At 69.7% G+C, this 13,292-nt stretch carries 17 protein-coding genes; 11 read left to right on the top strand and 6 right to left on the bottom strand.

Annotated elements, in window-relative coordinates:
- Positions 1–37: 37 nt before the first annotated feature.
- Positions 38–112, top strand: coding sequence for a 50S ribosomal protein bL37 (locus DFR69_RS35740; RefSeq protein ID WP_110293457.1), 75 nt, complete (start codon positions 38–40; stop codon positions 110–112).
- 67 nt (positions 113–179) lie between these two features.
- Here DFR69_RS35740 and rsrA read toward each other — a convergent pair whose 3' ends face one another.
- Entirely contained in the window at positions 180–443 is a 264-nt protein-coding gene (rsrA, locus tag DFR69_RS06095; RefSeq protein WP_110036847.1) for a mycothiol system anti-sigma-R factor, read from the bottom strand.
- Positions 444–454: 11 nt separating this feature from the next.
- Positions 455–1,249: a sigma-70 family RNA polymerase sigma factor gene (locus DFR69_RS06100; protein WP_233000366.1), complete on the bottom strand. Its 795-nt coding sequence runs from the start codon at positions 1,247–1,249 to the stop codon at positions 455–457.
- A gap of 78 nt (positions 1,250–1,327) precedes the next feature.
- Between DFR69_RS06100 and ybaK the strand changes: the two genes are divergently transcribed.
- Positions 1,328–1,813 (top strand): Cys-tRNA(Pro) deacylase, encoded by a 486-nt coding sequence (gene ybaK / locus DFR69_RS06105; protein ID WP_110036448.1) that lies wholly within the window; start codon positions 1,328–1,330, stop codon positions 1,811–1,813.
- A 100-nt stretch (positions 1,814–1,913) separates the two neighbouring features.
- Entirely contained in the window at positions 1,914–2,225 is a 312-nt protein-coding gene (locus DFR69_RS06110) for a hypothetical protein (RefSeq protein ID WP_110036449.1), read from the top strand.
- 60 nt (positions 2,226–2,285) lie between these two features.
- Here the strand turns inward: DFR69_RS06110 and DFR69_RS06115 are convergent, their stop codons facing one another.
- Positions 2,286–3,068: an SOS response-associated peptidase gene (locus DFR69_RS06115; RefSeq protein WP_110036450.1), complete on the bottom strand. Its 783-nt coding sequence runs from the start codon at positions 3,066–3,068 to the stop codon at positions 2,286–2,288.
- A 76-nt stretch (positions 3,069–3,144) separates the two neighbouring features.
- Between DFR69_RS06115 and aroA the strand changes: the two genes are divergently transcribed.
- Positions 3,145–4,455 (top strand): 3-phosphoshikimate 1-carboxyvinyltransferase, encoded by a 1,311-nt coding sequence (aroA, locus tag DFR69_RS06120; RefSeq protein WP_110036848.1) that lies wholly within the window; start codon positions 3,145–3,147, stop codon positions 4,453–4,455.
- Positions 4,452–5,453, top strand: a complete 1,002-nt coding sequence (gene rsgA / locus DFR69_RS06125) for a ribosome small subunit-dependent GTPase A (RefSeq protein ID WP_110036451.1) — start codon at positions 4,452–4,454, stop codon at positions 5,451–5,453. Before aroA ends, rsgA begins: the two co-directional genes overlap by 4 nt.
- 26 nt (positions 5,454–5,479) lie before the next feature.
- Here the strand turns inward: rsgA and DFR69_RS06130 are convergent, their stop codons facing one another.
- The gene (locus DFR69_RS06130) at positions 5,480–6,352 is read right to left on the bottom strand and encodes an Ig-like domain-containing protein (RefSeq protein ID WP_167456169.1); all 873 of its coding nucleotides are present in this window, start codon (positions 6,350–6,352) and stop codon (positions 5,480–5,482) included.
- Between the two features lie 197 nt (positions 6,353–6,549).
- Here DFR69_RS06130 and DFR69_RS06135 point away from each other — a divergent pair, with 197 nt between their 5' ends.
- Entirely contained in the window at positions 6,550–6,864 is a 315-nt protein-coding gene (locus DFR69_RS06135; RefSeq protein ID WP_110036453.1) for a hypothetical protein, read from the top strand.
- 2 nt (positions 6,865–6,866) lie between these two features.
- Here DFR69_RS06135 and DFR69_RS06140 read toward each other — a convergent pair whose 3' ends face one another.
- Positions 6,867–7,547 carry a hypothetical protein gene (locus DFR69_RS06140; RefSeq protein WP_110036454.1) on the bottom strand — a complete coding sequence of 227 codons (681 nt, stop codon included), beginning with the start codon at positions 7,545–7,547 and terminating at the stop codon, positions 6,867–6,869.
- A gap of 211 nt (positions 7,548–7,758) precedes the next feature.
- Between DFR69_RS06140 and DFR69_RS06145 the strand changes: the two genes are divergently transcribed.
- The 4 genes from DFR69_RS06145 (at position 7,759) to DFR69_RS06160 (ending at position 11,251) form a co-directional block, all read left to right on the top strand.
- The gene (locus DFR69_RS06145; RefSeq protein ID WP_110036455.1) at positions 7,759–8,841 is read left to right on the top strand and encodes an AMP-binding protein; all 1,083 of its coding nucleotides are present in this window, start codon (positions 7,759–7,761) and stop codon (positions 8,839–8,841) included.
- Positions 8,841–10,211, top strand: coding sequence for an aldehyde dehydrogenase family protein (locus DFR69_RS06150; protein ID WP_110036456.1), 1,371 nt, complete (start codon positions 8,841–8,843; stop codon positions 10,209–10,211). The genes DFR69_RS06145 and DFR69_RS06150 overlap by 1 nt, the downstream gene beginning before the upstream one ends.
- 65 nt (positions 10,212–10,276) lie before the next feature.
- Positions 10,277–10,729, top strand: a complete 453-nt coding sequence (locus DFR69_RS06155) for a MarR family winged helix-turn-helix transcriptional regulator (protein WP_110036457.1) — start codon at positions 10,277–10,279, stop codon at positions 10,727–10,729.
- 75 nt (positions 10,730–10,804) lie between these two features.
- On the top strand, positions 10,805–11,251 hold the full coding sequence (locus DFR69_RS06160; protein WP_110036458.1) for a hypothetical protein: 447 nt from the start codon (positions 10,805–10,807) through the stop codon (positions 11,249–11,251).
- Between the two features lie 11 nt (positions 11,252–11,262).
- Here the strand turns inward: DFR69_RS06160 and DFR69_RS06165 are convergent, their stop codons facing one another.
- Positions 11,263–11,598: an ArsR/SmtB family transcription factor gene (locus tag DFR69_RS06165; RefSeq protein ID WP_110036459.1), complete on the bottom strand. Its 336-nt coding sequence runs from the start codon at positions 11,596–11,598 to the stop codon at positions 11,263–11,265.
- A gap of 67 nt (positions 11,599–11,665) precedes the next feature.
- On the opposite strand from DFR69_RS06165, the gene DFR69_RS06170 reads away from it, so the two are divergent.
- Positions 11,666–13,270, top strand: a complete 1,605-nt coding sequence (locus DFR69_RS06170; RefSeq protein WP_110036460.1) for an ABC transporter substrate-binding protein — start codon at positions 11,666–11,668, stop codon at positions 13,268–13,270.
- Positions 13,271–13,292 lie beyond the last annotated feature (22 nt).

Here is a 13,292-nt window from a genome sequence, read left to right on the forward strand (position 1 = left end):
CAATGGCCGTCGATCAGACCGAAGAAGGGAGCCACCTATGGGTAAGCGTGGACGTAAGAAGCGCAGCCGCAAGGGCAACGCAGCCAACCACGGCAAGCGGCCCAACTCCTGAGCCGCGCTCAGAAGCTGGAAAAGGGGCACCCGGACGGGTGCCCCTTTTCTGTGTCCGGTCCGAGTGCTCAGCCCTCGGTGGTCTCGATCCTGGTGACCGTGATCGAGCGGTGGATCTCCAGCTTCAACCGGTCGCGCAGACCCTCCGGCGCGTGCTCACCACCGCATTTGCGGCTGAGCAGGCTCTTGATCTTCTCCTCGATGCCGTAGGCCTCGATGCACGGACTGCAGTGGTCCATGTGCTCCTGGAGCCGGTCCCTGGTGGCCTGGTCGCATTCGCCGTCGAGCATGAGCCAGACGTCCGCGAGTACCGCGGTGCAGTCCATCTCCATATCGGGGTCGCTCACTTGACTACCTCCTGGCGTTCCCCACGGTCGAATCCACGTTCGCGCGCCACATCGGCGAGCAAACCCTTGAGTTGTTTGCGGCCGCGATGCAGCCGGGACATCACGGTACCGATCGGGGTGCCCATGATGTCGGCGATTTCCTTGTACGGGAAACCTTCGACGTCGGCGTAGTACACCGCCATCCGGAACTCCTCCGGCAGCTGCTGCAACGCGGCCTTGATCTCGTCGTCGGGCAGGGCGTCGAGCGCCTCCACCTCGGCCGAGCGCAGGCCCGTCGAGGAGTGCTCGGCGGTTGCCGCGAGCTGCCAGTCGGTGATCTCGTCGGTCGGGTACTGCGCGGGCTGGCGCTGCTTCTTGCGGTAGGAGTTGATGTAGGTGTTGGTCAGGATGCGGTAGAGCCAGGCGCGCAGATTGGTGCCCTCTTTGAAGGACTTGAATCCCTGGAACGCCTTGACATACGTCTCCTGCACCAGGTCCTCGGCGTCGGCCGGGTTCCTGGTCATCCGCAGGGCGGCGCCGTAGAGCTGGTCCAGCATCGGGAGCGCGTCGCGCTCGAACCGTGCCGCCAGCTCGGCTTCGTCGACTCCTGAGCCGGATGCCTCGGCAGGCACCACGTCATCGTCGCTCGTCACACCAATCCCTTCGATCGCCGTAGTCACCGAATCTACCGGCACCACGGAATCGAGCGGCAATCGCGCACCCCCGGGCGAGCTGGGACGCTCCTCGAGCAGCAGTGTCACGCTCTCTCCTTCACGGGTCACGGGCGGGTGTTCGTCATTCGTGTGCAACATGCACCCCCGGATCCGTGTTCCCGGGCCGCGCGAAAATTGTTTGCCGCCCGGGTGCGGCGCGTGGTTACTGTGACGCCCATGGCATCGACTCCGGCGATCAAGGCCCTCGCCGCCGCGGGGATCGCGCACCGCGTGCACAGCTACCACCACGATCCGCGCGCGGAATCCTTCGGCGACGAGGCGGTGGACGCCCTCGGCGCGGAGCTGGGCGTGCGGGCCGAGCAGATCTTCAAGACGCTGGTGATCGAGCTCTCCACCGGGGCGCTGGCGGTCGCCGTGCTGCCGGTGCCCGCCAAGTTGTCGCTGAAGGCGGCCGCGGCGGCGCTCGGGGCGCCGAAGGCCGCGATGGCGGACAAGACCAAGGCCGAGCGCACGACGGGGTACGTCCTCGGCGGGGTCAGCCCGCTCGGACAGCGCAAGAAGCTGCCCACCGTCGTCGACGCCTCGGCGCTGAGCTGGGACCGAGTGCTGTGCAGCGCGGGCAAGCGCGGCCTGGAGATCGAGCTCGCCCCCGCCGATCTGGTCCGCGCGGCCGGGGCCGTGACGGCGCCCGTCACGAGCTGAACCGGCGCGGCAGCCATCCGATAGTGGTCCGGTTCCGAATTCACTGCGACGCATTCCGCGCCCGGTACGACCGATTCGACCCGAGGATGTGATGCGAGAAATGTCCACTCGTTCGACGATCGCCACCCTGTCCGGTGCTCTCGTCCTGACCTTCGGCGCCCTCGCCTTCGCCGCGCCGGCCACCGCCGTCCCCCCGGTCGCGCCCTCGGCGCCGACCGAGCCCGGCGACTACCCGCTCAACGGGCAGGGCACCCCGAAGAACTCCCCGCAGGCCGCGCCCCAGGAGGACGAGAAGGCCGAGAAGGCGGAGAAGCTCGGTGGCGGGGTCGCCACCGAACTGATCGACCTGGCCACCGGAATCATCAAGTGCGGACTGAACATCGCCACCGATTCGGTGCCCTGCAAGCTCTGAGCACGCCAAGCAGTAGGGCCGGACCAGCGACCGCTGGTCCGGCCCCTCTGCTTTCGGTGACTAGAACAGCGCGGGAGTGCCGCCCGTGGTGTCGGCGGGTTCGAGCAGTTCCGGGCCGTTGTTGCGCACGTTGTTGACCAGCGTGGAGACCGGCCGCGCCACGATCGCGTCCACCTCGGCAGGCGAGGCGCCGCTCAGCAGCTCGGCCGGGGCGGGCCGGTCCGGATCGAGCCAGGCGTCCCAGTGCTCGCGCGGCATCGGCAGCGGCATCCGGTCGTGGATGCGGGCCAGCTCGCCGATCGCGTCGGTGGTGAGGATGGTGCACGAGAGCAGCGGCGGGGCGTCGGGCACCTCGCGATCGCGCCACACCGACCAGAGCCCGGCCATGTACAACCGTGATCCGTCGGCGTGCGACATGTAGAACGGCCGCTTCACGGCCTTGCCCTTGGCGGTCGGATCCGGCTCGACCAACCACTCGTACCAGCCGTCCATCGGCACCAGGCACCGCTTGTGCTTGGCCGAGTCACGGAACGAGGGCGCGGTGATCGCCTTGTCGGCGCGGGCGTTGAACAGCGGCTTGCCCTTGGCGGGGACGCCCGGCTCCCCCGCCTTGGTCCAGGACGGGATGAGGCCCCAGCGCATCCGCCGCACGCGCAGGGCCGGATCGTCATCCGGGGCGCCGTGCTCGTGCCGTTCCACCACGGTCAGCACCTGGGTGGTCGGCGCCACGTTGTAGCTGACGGTGGACTCCTGCTGAGCCGCGTCGAGGTCGGTCTCGTCGATGGCGTCGAGGTCGGCCGCGAGGCGACCGGGGTTGGTGGTCGTCGCATATCGTCCGCACATGAGGCCATCGTCGCACCAGCCGGTGACAAGTGCCGACCACGCCGAATTCACCACCACCCGTGTGTCCCGGCCGCACATGCGCGAAGATGGGCGAGTGAGTTTCTGGCCAGCGCCCCACGTCGAGGTCCCCGTCCACGCGACCGTCACCCTGCCCGGTTCGAAATCCATCACCAACCGCGCGCTCATCCTCGCCGCACTGGCCGATGGCCCGTCCACCCTCACCGGTGCGCTGCGCAGCCGCGACACCGACCTGATGATCAAGGCTCTGCAGAGCCTCGGCACCGAGATCATCGGGGACGCCGAGACCCTCGAGGTCACCCCCGCCCCGCTGCGCAGCGCGGCGGTCGACTGCGGCCTGGCGGGCACCATCATGCGGTTCCTGCCGCCCGCCGCCGCGCTGGCGACCGGTGACGTCGCGTTCTTCGGTGACGAGCAGGCCAAGCACCGCCCGCTGACCACCATCCTCGACGCCCTGCGCAAGCTGGGCCTCGATGTCGACGGTGACGCCCTGCCGTTCGTCGTCCACGGCACCGGCAGCCTGCGCGGCGGCGCCGTCACCATCGACGCCTCCGGGTCCTCGCAGTTCGTCTCGGGCCTGCTGCTCTCCGCGGCGCGCTTCGACGAGGGCATCACCGTCCACCACGACGGCAAGCAGCTGCCCTCGATGCCGCACATCGAGATGACGGTGGAGATGCTGCGCCGCGCCGACGTGCGCGTGCACACCCCCGCCGATTCCCGCAGCGCGCAGACCTGGACGGTGGAGCCGGGCCCGATCCGCGCGGTCGACTGGGAGATCGAGCCCGACCTGTCCAACGCCACCCCGTTCCTGGCGGCCGCCGCGGTGACCGGCGGCGAGGTGAGCATCCCGATGTGGCCGCGCGGCACCACCCAGCCCGGTGACGTGATCCGCGAGATCCTGGTGCGGATGGGCGCCGAGGCCCGCATCTTCGACGGCGTGCTCACCGTGCGCGGCCCGGAGCGCCTGGCAGGCATCGACATCGACCTGCACGACGTCGGCGAGCTCACCCCCACGGTCGCCGCCCTGGCCGCGCTGGCCGACTCCCCGTCCGTCCTGCGCGGCATCGCGCACCTGCGCGGCCACGAAACCGACCGCCTCGCGGCGCTGTCGGCGGAGATCAACCGGCTCGGCGGCGACGTCACCGAGACCGAGGACGGGCTCGAGATCGTGCCCGCCCCACTGCACGGCGGACAGTGGCACTCCTACGCCGATCACCGGATGGCCACCGCGGGCGCGATTCTGGGCCTGCGAGTGCCCGGCGTGGAGATCGAGGACATCGGCACCACGGCCAAGACGCTGCCGACCTTCGTCACCCTGTGGGAGCAGATGCTGGCACCCGCCTTATCGGGTGAGGGAGCGGCGCGCTGAGCCGCCGCGGCCGCACCGCAGCCAGCTACGACGAATCCGATGTCCGGGTCCGTCCCGGCAAGGCCTCGCGTCCGCGCACCAAGACCCGCCCCCAGCACAGCGACGCCGAGGCCGCGATGGTGGTCGCGGTGGATCGCGGGCGCTGGGGGTGCGTGCTCGACGGTGACGCCGACCGGCGCATCGTCGCCATGCGCGCCAGGGAACTGGGGCGCACACCGATCGTGGTCGGCGATCAGGTCGACGTGGTCGGCGATCTGACGGGCAAACCCGACACGCTCGCCCGGATCGTGCGGGTCGCCGACCGCTCGACGGTGCTGCGCCGCACCGCCGACGACACCGATCCGTTCGAGCGGATCGTCGTCGCCAACGCCGAGCAGTTGTTCATCGTGGTGGCGCTCGCGGATCCGCCGCCGCGCACCGGCTTCGTCGAGCGGGCCATGGTGGCCGCCTACGCCGGCGGGCTGGAGCCGATCCTGGTGCTCACCAAACGGGATCTGGCCGCGGAATCCGAATTCGCTTCCGCCTTCGAGGGTTTGGACCTGAAGATCCTCTACGCAGGCATCGACGATCCGATCGAGCCGGTGCGGGAGTTGCTCGACGACCGGCTCACCGCCCTCATCGGGCACTCCGGGGTCGGCAAGTCGACGATGGTGAATCGTCTTGTGCCCGATGCCTATCGGGCCGTGGGCGAGGTGTCCGGGGTCGGCAAGGGCAAGCACACTTCCACCCAGTCGGTGGCGCTACCGCTGCCCGACGGCGGCTGGGTGATCGACACGCCCGGCGTGCGCTCGTTCGGGCTGGCGCACATCACGCCCGACGACGTGATCGCCTCGTTCACCGATCTGGCCGACGCCATCGAGGACTGTCCGCGCGGCTGCACCCACCTGGGTCCACCCGCCGATCCCGAGTGCGCCCTGGACCAGCTCCCCGGCGCGGAACGGCGCGTCGCCGCGATCCGTCAGCTGCTCACCGCGTTGATCTCCAACGAGACGTATTAGCAACCGTTTCCGCGCCGGGGCGGTGCTCAGAAGCCGAGCGAACCGAAGCCGCCACCGCCGTCCCCGCCACCGGGCTCGGGCTCGGTCGGCACCTCGGCCACGGTGACCACCTTGGTGGTGGACGAACTCGCCACGCCGCTGCGGCCGGAGAACGTCGCGCCGATGGTGTACGAGCCGGCCGCGCCGGGCGTCCAGACGAGCGAGGCCTTGCCGTTGGCGGCGACGGGGATGTCGCCGAGCACCTGGTCGCCCGCCTTGAACTGGATCGTGCCGCCCGCGCCCGCCGGGGTGACGGTCGCCTCCAGCGTGACGGCTTTGCCGACCTGCGCGCCGGTGACCTCGGCGAGCGCGGTGTTCGACACCGCGTCGCTGGACACCGTGATCGCCGGGCCCTTGCCCTGATACGTGCCGTCGCCGAGCGAGCCGCCGTAGTGCATGGAGGTCGGCAGCGGAGTGTCGCGGGCGCAGTTCACGCCCACCTTGTACTGCACCTCGAAGGTCTGGGACTTCGGCTCGATGTTCGGATACACCGGGTACTTGGTGATGCCGAACTCGGCGCGCACCCAGTCCGAGGACGAGGTGTCGAGGGTGACGACGTCACCGCCCATCCTGGCCGAGCCCGCCACCGGCGTGAGGCAGGCGGGGTGCAGATCCTTGATGTTGTAGATGTATTCGACCGGAATCCCGGTCCGCTCGAATTTCGTGGTCACGGTGATCGTGTCACCGACGACCGGTGTGGTGTTCGAGACGGTGCGGGTGAACTTGCTGTTCCCGTCGCTCCAGGTGATCGAGCCGGGTGCGGCCGCGGCCGTTCCCGGCATCGCCGCCACCGCGAAGCCCGCCGCCACCGCGAACACGGCCATCGAACCGGCCGCCCGCTGCATTCTGCTGTCCACCATCGTTGTCTCCCACATGGCCCCGGACGCCGCTCGACCCCGTCGTCGATGCGCTGTCGCGTCCGCGTGGCCAGCAGTAGATCACGGCAGGGTTCCCCGTGGACCAAATTCCGAAACATGTCTCAGTCAGATTGCGAATCAGCCTCACGTTCACGTACGTACCCGGTAACGGACACTGCGCGCCGGTACCGTCTACCCCCATGAAGCCACCGGCGATCGGTTATCTGCGCCGCGACATCTCGGGTGTCGCCCAATCCTGGGACGAAACGCAGATCCGTTCCCTAGCCGAACGTCTCGGCTACCGCTTCACCAAGACGGTCGTCTTCAGCGACCGCACGGTCGACCCCATCGGCCGCCTCCTCGACGTGGTCACCGCCTCCGAGGCCGCCGCCGTGGTCACCCCCACCCTTTCCCACCTCGACGGCTTCCCCGACCCCCTCCTCGCCGTCTGCGACCTCATCACCGTCACCCCCGAAACCACCCACCCCCGCACCGCCCCAGCCCTGCGCGCCTGACGTCAGCTCGGCGGCGCGGTCCAAGTTCCGCTGAGCTCCATGAGTTCTCGATAGGCCGCGGAGTCGGCGGCCAGACGCTGCGCGGCGGCGGCCAGCGTGGCCGGAGTGAAGTCACCCGCGCCGATCGTGGCCTGGTGCTCGACGGCTTCGTCGGCGAGCGCGACGAGCAGATCGGCGAGCCTGCCGATCTGCTGCTCGACCGAACTCGACCGCCGGCCGCCGAGGTGGTCGGTCATACCATCGGCGACGCCGAGCTGATGCAGCCGCGCCATCGACTGGGGCAGCCCACGGGTGCTGTCGGCGTCGACCCAGCCCTGTCGTTGAAGTTCGGACACCACATTCCAGGCCTGGCTCAGGCGATTCCACGCCGGTTGCAACCGGGGCGGCAATTGCGGAGCACGAACGGGCTCGGGACGTGGACCCGGCGGCCGCATCGGCACCGGTGGCGGAGCGGCACGAACCGCCATGAGAGCGAAGCGACGCTCGAGCCCCTTGTCATGCCATTGCACACCGGCGCCGGGGAGGAGTCCGACGACCAGCGTCCCGAGCGCCGTGGCGGCGCGGTCGCTCTCCCCGATGGAGGGATCGATCGCTATCGAAATGCTCGCCGCGACGCACGCGACGAACCAGACCCCGGCGAGCACCCAGAGGAAGACCACCGAACCCGAACGCCGATACCTCATCCTGCCCCCACGAGCCCGATCGATAACCTGCCGTCATTATGCCCCGCGGCCCGGACCACGATCGCCGCGATCGGGAGCGGATCTCCGGGCTCGGCATAGACCTTCCTATCGTCTGATCGACGTGGGTCGGCGCGGGCGTTGCGGAAGGTGGTGCGGCGCAACGATGAAGCTCGCAAAACGCCCATTGTTTGCGCACTCCGGAGGCTGTGCCATGTGGTCCGACATACTCGAGCTGGACGCTGTCGACGTCGATCCCGACGACTACGTCCGGGCGGTGATGAGGTGGCATTTCGATGCCGAGACGGGGAGTCCGTACTGGCTACGGCGGGCCGAGGGGCTCGACTTCGATCCGCGGGTGGACGTGCGGACCTTCGATGATCTGCGGCTGTTCCCGAATGTGATCGACGAGTTCCGCACGGTCGCCGTCGAGGACCTCGTTCCACGCGGCCTGACCGGGGCGGATCGGGAGATCGCGGGAATCTTCGAGAGCGGCGGGACGACGGGGGCGCCGAAGCGGTTCGTGATGTTCGAGCCGTGGATGGAGTTCGCGCTGTCCTGGGACGAGCACCACTACGCCGACCTCGGCCCGATGAACACCCTGGCGATCGCGCCGAGCGGCCCACACATGTTCGGCGAGTTCGCCACTCGCCGCGCCCGCAGGCACCAGGGGGTGAAGTTCACCGTCGACCTCGACCCGCGCTGGATCAAGCACCTGATCGGCTCCGGCGACACCGAGGGCGCCGACCGCTACGCCGAGCACCTCATCGACCAGGCCGCCGCGATCCTGACCACGCAGTCGGTGGGCATCCTCATCGCCACCCCGCCGCTGCTCGAACGCCTGGCCCGGCGCCCGGAACTGGTCGACGCCGTCCGCGAGCAGGTGGAATTCCTGTGCTGGAGCGGCGCCCACATGGACGCCGACACCCGAGAGATCCTGCGCCAGGAGGTCTTTCCCGGCATCCCCCTCAAAGGTCTGTACGGCAGCACCACCATTCTCGGCATGTCCCGCGAACGCGACGACGAGCGCGCGGACGGCCTCGCCGTGTTCGACACCCCGAGCCCGTTCATCGCGTTCCGCGTGGTCGACCCGGCCACCGGTGACGACCTCGCGCACGGCGAACGCGGCCAGGTCGTGATGAACCACCTCACCAAATACGCGCTGCTGCCCAACAATCTGGAACGCGACACCGCCGTGTCCGCCGAACCCGCGCCGGGCGCCCTCGGCTGCGCGGTAGCCGATGTGCGCCCGGTGGCGACCTTCGCCGACAAGTCCGTCATCGAGGGGGTGTACTGATGATCGAGATCGACGCCCTCGGCCCCGCCGGTCCGTATCGCGCCAGGCAGCGCGTCCCGATCACCGCGCTCGACGGCACCGAAGTCGGTGCGCTCGGCCAGGTTCCGGCGCTGTACGTGCGTCGCGCGCTGGCCGCTATGCGTGCCGCGCCGACGGTCCCCGCCGCGGACCGGTTCGCCTTGATGAGCAAGGCGGCCGAGCTGTTCACCACCGCCACGATCGGCGGACTCGATCCCGAGCAGTACGTCCGGATCGTCTCGACCGTGTCCGGCGTGCCCCGTCAGGTGGTGCGGCAATCGGTCGAGTGGGTCGCCGAGGTGCTCCGATCCCAGTGCGACACCATCGCATCGGCGATGCCTCGCGGCGCGGTCGCCGAATGGTCCGACGAGCGCACGCGCGCGGGCGCGGCGGTGTGGGTGCGCAAGGGCGATGTCTTCGCGGTGCACGCGGCCGGCAACACCCCGGCGGTGCACGGGCTCTGGCCCGAGGCGCTGGCGCTGGGGTACAAGGTCGTCGTCCGGCCGTCGGCGCGCGAACCGTTCACCGCGTTCCGGCTCGTGAGCGCGCTGCGCGCGGCGGGCTTCCCCGCCGAGTCGATCGTGCTGCTGCCCACCGACTACGCGGCGGCCGATGTGATCATCGCCGAGGCCGACTACGCGATCGTGTACGGCGGGCAGGATGTCGTCGACAAGTACGGGGCAAGTCCGCGCGTGCTCACCCAGGGTCCCGGCCGATCGAAGATCCTGGTGACCGCCGACGTGGACTGGCGCGAACACCTCGACGTGATCGCCGATTCGGTGAGCCATCTGGGCGGCACGGCCTGCACCTGCACCACCGGGATCCTGGTCGAAGGCGATCCGGAGCCGCTGGCCGAAGCCCTGGCCGAACGGCTCGACCGGATCCCGAGCCTGCCCGCCGAGCACCCCGACGCCCTGCTGACCGTGCAGCCGGTGCCGACGGTCACCGCGATCGACGCCTACCTGCACGAGGTCGCCGGGACCGCGACTCCGCTGCTGGGCGGGCAGAGCATCGTCGACGAACTGCCCGGCGGCGGCGCGGTGCTGCGGCCGACGGTGCACCTCGTCGACTCGGCGAACGCGCCCCAACTGGGCATCGAACTGGCCTTCCCGTGCGTCTGGGTCGGCCCGTGGCGGCCGTCGGACGGCATCGCGCCCCTGCGGGATTCGCTGGTGCTCACGGCCATGACCACCCGCGCCGAGCTCGTCGACGCCCTGTTGAACGAACCGACGATCACCAACCTCTACCTCGGCGACAACCCGACCACCTGGCTGCGCCCCGGCGTCCCGCACGACGGCTACCTGGCCGAATTCCTCATGCGCTGCAAGGGGATGATCCGCTCGGGAATCTGATTCCGCGTGCGACCCGTGCCCCGGCCGGTGGGCCCCGGCGCGGGCGTGTGCGGGAAAATGCTCCGGTGACCACCGAGAACACCCGACCCGGCCCACCGGCGATCAGCCCCACCATCCTGGTGATCACGCTGAGCCGACGGGTCGAGGCGGAACTGGCGGCGGCGCTGGCGCCGCTGGAACTCACGGTGGCCAGACTCGGCCTGCTCGGCCACATCAACGGAGTGCCGGGCGCGTCGTTCAGCGAGCTGGCCAGGATGTCGGGCACCAGCGTGCAGAGCGTGCACACCGCGGTGAAGTCGCTGGTCGCCGCGGGCCTGGTGCAGGACCGGACCGCGCGGGCCGGTTCGGCCTCGGCGATCGAACTCACCGACGCGGGCATCCGGCTGCTCGGCGAGGCGCGAAAAGTGGTGAGCCGGGTCGATTCCCAGCTGTTCGGCCCCGACGCCGACCCCATCCAGCGCCAGGTCGGCGCCGCGATCGTCGCCGCCTTCACCGGTGCTGAGCCCGGCGATTCGTAGAATCGTGACCCAGACAACCTTCAAATAGGCTGAAGCTCGAGTTAGGCTTCAGCCACACTGAAGGTTGGAGGTCGGGTGGAACACGTCTTGCTGTCCGTACATGTCCTGGCGGGCATCGTCTTCGTCGGCGGCTCGGCCGTCGCCGCGAGCCTGTTCCCGCGCTATGCCCCGGTGCTCGCCGGGGCGGAACAGGCCGAATCCGTGCGCAGCGGCGCCGTCGCGGTGGCGATGCACCGCATCACCGGCAACTACGCCAAACTCGCGATCATCGTTCCGGTGGTGGGCATCGTCCTGGCCACGGTCCAGGGCCGGATGAACGAAATCTGGATCACCCTGGCGATGATCCTCACCGCCGTCGCGGGCGGCCTGCTCGCCCTGCAGATCCATCCGCTCCAGCGCGCGGCGCTCGATACCCCCGACGACGGCAGCCGGCTGCGCACCCTCTCGATGCTCGCGGGTATCTACAACCTGCTGTGGGCCGTGGTGGTCGTCCTCATGATCGTGCGCCCCGGAGCGGGCTAGCCACCGCTGGTTCAGTCGTGCCCGGCGCCGATGCTGTGCAGGATGTCGTGGATGATCGGGTCGGTCAGGCGGTTGGTGACCGTCCGGCCCTCCCGGCTCGACGTCACGCAGCCTTCGTGGCGGAGCACCCGCAGCGCCTGGGAGATGGCGTTCTCGGTACGGCCGACGGCGGCGGCCAGTTCGCCGACGCTGATTCCGGGCGTGCGGTGCAGGCAGAGCAGGATCTCCAGCCGGTTCGGATCCGAGAGCAGGTCGAATCGCTGTGCCCAGGCGGCGATTTCGACATCACTGATCGCGCGACGGCCGAGTTCGACCGGCGATCCGTCCAGTGTGCGTGGCTCTCCCATGGCGCTTTCAGCTTACAACTCGTCTATCATCTGTCCATCTGTTCAGATAAACAGTTGGGACTGCCAGATGAAGCTCCGCGCCAGGCCGTTTTTCGCTGTGGGGGCCGCGTGCGCGCTGGCTGTGACACTGTCCTCGTGCGGGACTCCGACCACCGGAAACACCGACGCACTGGTCCTCGCCGATGCCTACGAACTGGGCGGATACAACCCGATCGCCGGCTACGGCGCCGCCGGGGAGGCCAAGGTCTACGACGGCCTGCTGCGGCTGACGGGCGGCGAGGGCATGCCGGGGTTCGCGCCCGCACTGGCCACCGAGTTGCCGACATCCAACGCCGACGCCACGGTATGGACCGCGCCCCTGCGGACCGACGTGCGGTTCAGTGACGGTTCCACCTTCGACGCCGCCGACGTGGTCGCCACATACCAGGCGATCCTCGATCCGGCGTCGGCCTCGGAGGCCCGCTCCTCGTTCTCGATGATCGAGCGGGTGGAGGCCGTGGACCCGTCCTCGGTCCGCTTCACCCTGCGGCACCCGTACGCGGCGTTCCCGACGAAGCTGCTCATCGGCATCGTCCCGGCGGAGTCGGTCGCGACGCCGGGCCCCGCCGCGGAGTCGTCGCTGAACACCGCCCCGATCGGCACCGGCCCCTACCGGCTGACCACGCTGGAGCCCACCAGGGCGGTATTCGAAGCGAACGAAAGCTACTGGGGCGGAGCGCCTGCCGTGAAGCGGCTGACGCTGCTGTACGTCCCCGACGACAACACCCGCGCGCAGCGCATGGCGACCGGTGAGCTCGACGGCACCACCCTGCCGCCCCTGCTCGCCGCGACCTTCGCTCAACGCCCGCCGATGACGGTGCGCGCCAACACCTCCGCCGATTGGCGCGGGGTGTCCCTGCCCGCCGCGGACCCGGTCGCCGGTGATCCCGCGGTGCGGCTCGCGCTCAATCACGCCGTGGACCGGCAGGCGATGATCGACAACATCCTCGGTGGCTACGGCCGCCCCGCCTACACCCCGTTCCCTGAGGTCTTCGGCGAATCCCACAACCCGGCGGTGTCTTTCGCGTTCGACCGGGGCAAGGCCGAACAGATCCTCGACGGCGCGGGCTGGCGGCTCGGCGCCGACGGCGTCCGCGCGAAAGACGGTGTGCGCGCCCGGTTCACGGTGATGTACAACTCCACCGACACCCTGCGCCGCGATCTCGCCATGGCCTTCGCCTCCGACGCCAAGCGGGTCGGCGTCGAGGTCGATCTGGAGGCGCTGTCCTGGGATCGGATCGAGCCGCGGATCGGGCAGGCCGGCATTCTGCTCGGCGGCGGCAGCGAACCCTTCGATCCCGACACCCAGGCCTACGCCACCCTGCACTCACCGGCGTCCGACCCCGGCGCGGGCAGCCCGTACGACAACGCGAGCAGGCACGTCGACCCCGCCGTCGACGCTCTCCTCGAAACCGCCAGGCGCACTACGGATCCGGCCGCGCGGGCGAGTGCCTACCGCGAGGTGCAGACCGACTACGCACGCGACCCGAGCCACGTGTTCCTCGTCCACCTCGATCACACCTATGTGGTGAAGGACGGTGCCTGGAACACCTCCGGCCCGATTCTCGAGCCACACACCCATGGCGTCACCTGGGGTCCGTGGTGGTCGGTGCAGACGTGGACGCGCAAGTGAGACGCCGCCGCTGGCGTGGCCG

The sequence above is a fragment of the Nocardia neocaledoniensis genome, from assembly GCF_003182135.1.
GTDB classification, from domain to species: Bacteria; Actinomycetota; Actinomycetes; order Mycobacteriales; family Mycobacteriaceae; genus Nocardia; species Nocardia neocaledoniensis.

Bases quoted from the DNA above. Each gene is read 5' to 3' on its own strand.
- rsrA (WP_110036847.1), bottom strand. From the start codon at position 443: ATGGAGATGGACTGCACCGCGGTACTCGCGGACGTCTGGCTCATGCTC.
- DFR69_RS06100 (WP_233000366.1), bottom strand. From the start codon at position 1,249: ATGTTGCACACGAATGACGAACACCCGCCCGTGACCCGTGAAGGAGAG.
- ybaK (WP_110036448.1), top strand. From the start codon at position 1,328: ATGGCATCGACTCCGGCGATCAAGGCCCTCGCCGCCGCGGGGATCGCG.
- DFR69_RS06110 (WP_110036449.1), top strand. From the start codon at position 1,914: ATGTCCACTCGTTCGACGATCGCCACCCTGTCCGGTGCTCTCGTCCTG.
- DFR69_RS06115 (WP_110036450.1), bottom strand. From the start codon at position 3,068: ATGTGCGGACGATATGCGACGACCACCAACCCCGGTCGCCTCGCGGCC.
- aroA (WP_110036848.1), top strand. From the start codon at position 3,145: ATGCGCGAAGATGGGCGAGTGAGTTTCTGGCCAGCGCCCCACGTCGAG.
- DFR69_RS06130 (WP_167456169.1), bottom strand. From the start codon at position 6,352: ATGGTGGACAGCAGAATGCAGCGGGCGGCCGGTTCGATGGCCGTGTTC.
- DFR69_RS06135 (WP_110036453.1), top strand. From the start codon at position 6,550: ATGAAGCCACCGGCGATCGGTTATCTGCGCCGCGACATCTCGGGTGTC.
- DFR69_RS06140 (WP_110036454.1), bottom strand. From the start codon at position 7,547: ATGAGGTATCGGCGTTCGGGTTCGGTGGTCTTCCTCTGGGTGCTCGCC.
- DFR69_RS06145 (WP_110036455.1), top strand. From the start codon at position 7,759: ATGTGGTCCGACATACTCGAGCTGGACGCTGTCGACGTCGATCCCGAC.
- DFR69_RS06150 (WP_110036456.1), top strand. From the start codon at position 8,841: ATGATCGAGATCGACGCCCTCGGCCCCGCCGGTCCGTATCGCGCCAGG.
- DFR69_RS06165 (WP_110036459.1), bottom strand. From the start codon at position 11,598: ATGGGAGAGCCACGCACACTGGACGGATCGCCGGTCGAACTCGGCCGT.
- DFR69_RS06170 (WP_110036460.1), top strand. From the start codon at position 11,666: ATGAAGCTCCGCGCCAGGCCGTTTTTCGCTGTGGGGGCCGCGTGCGCG.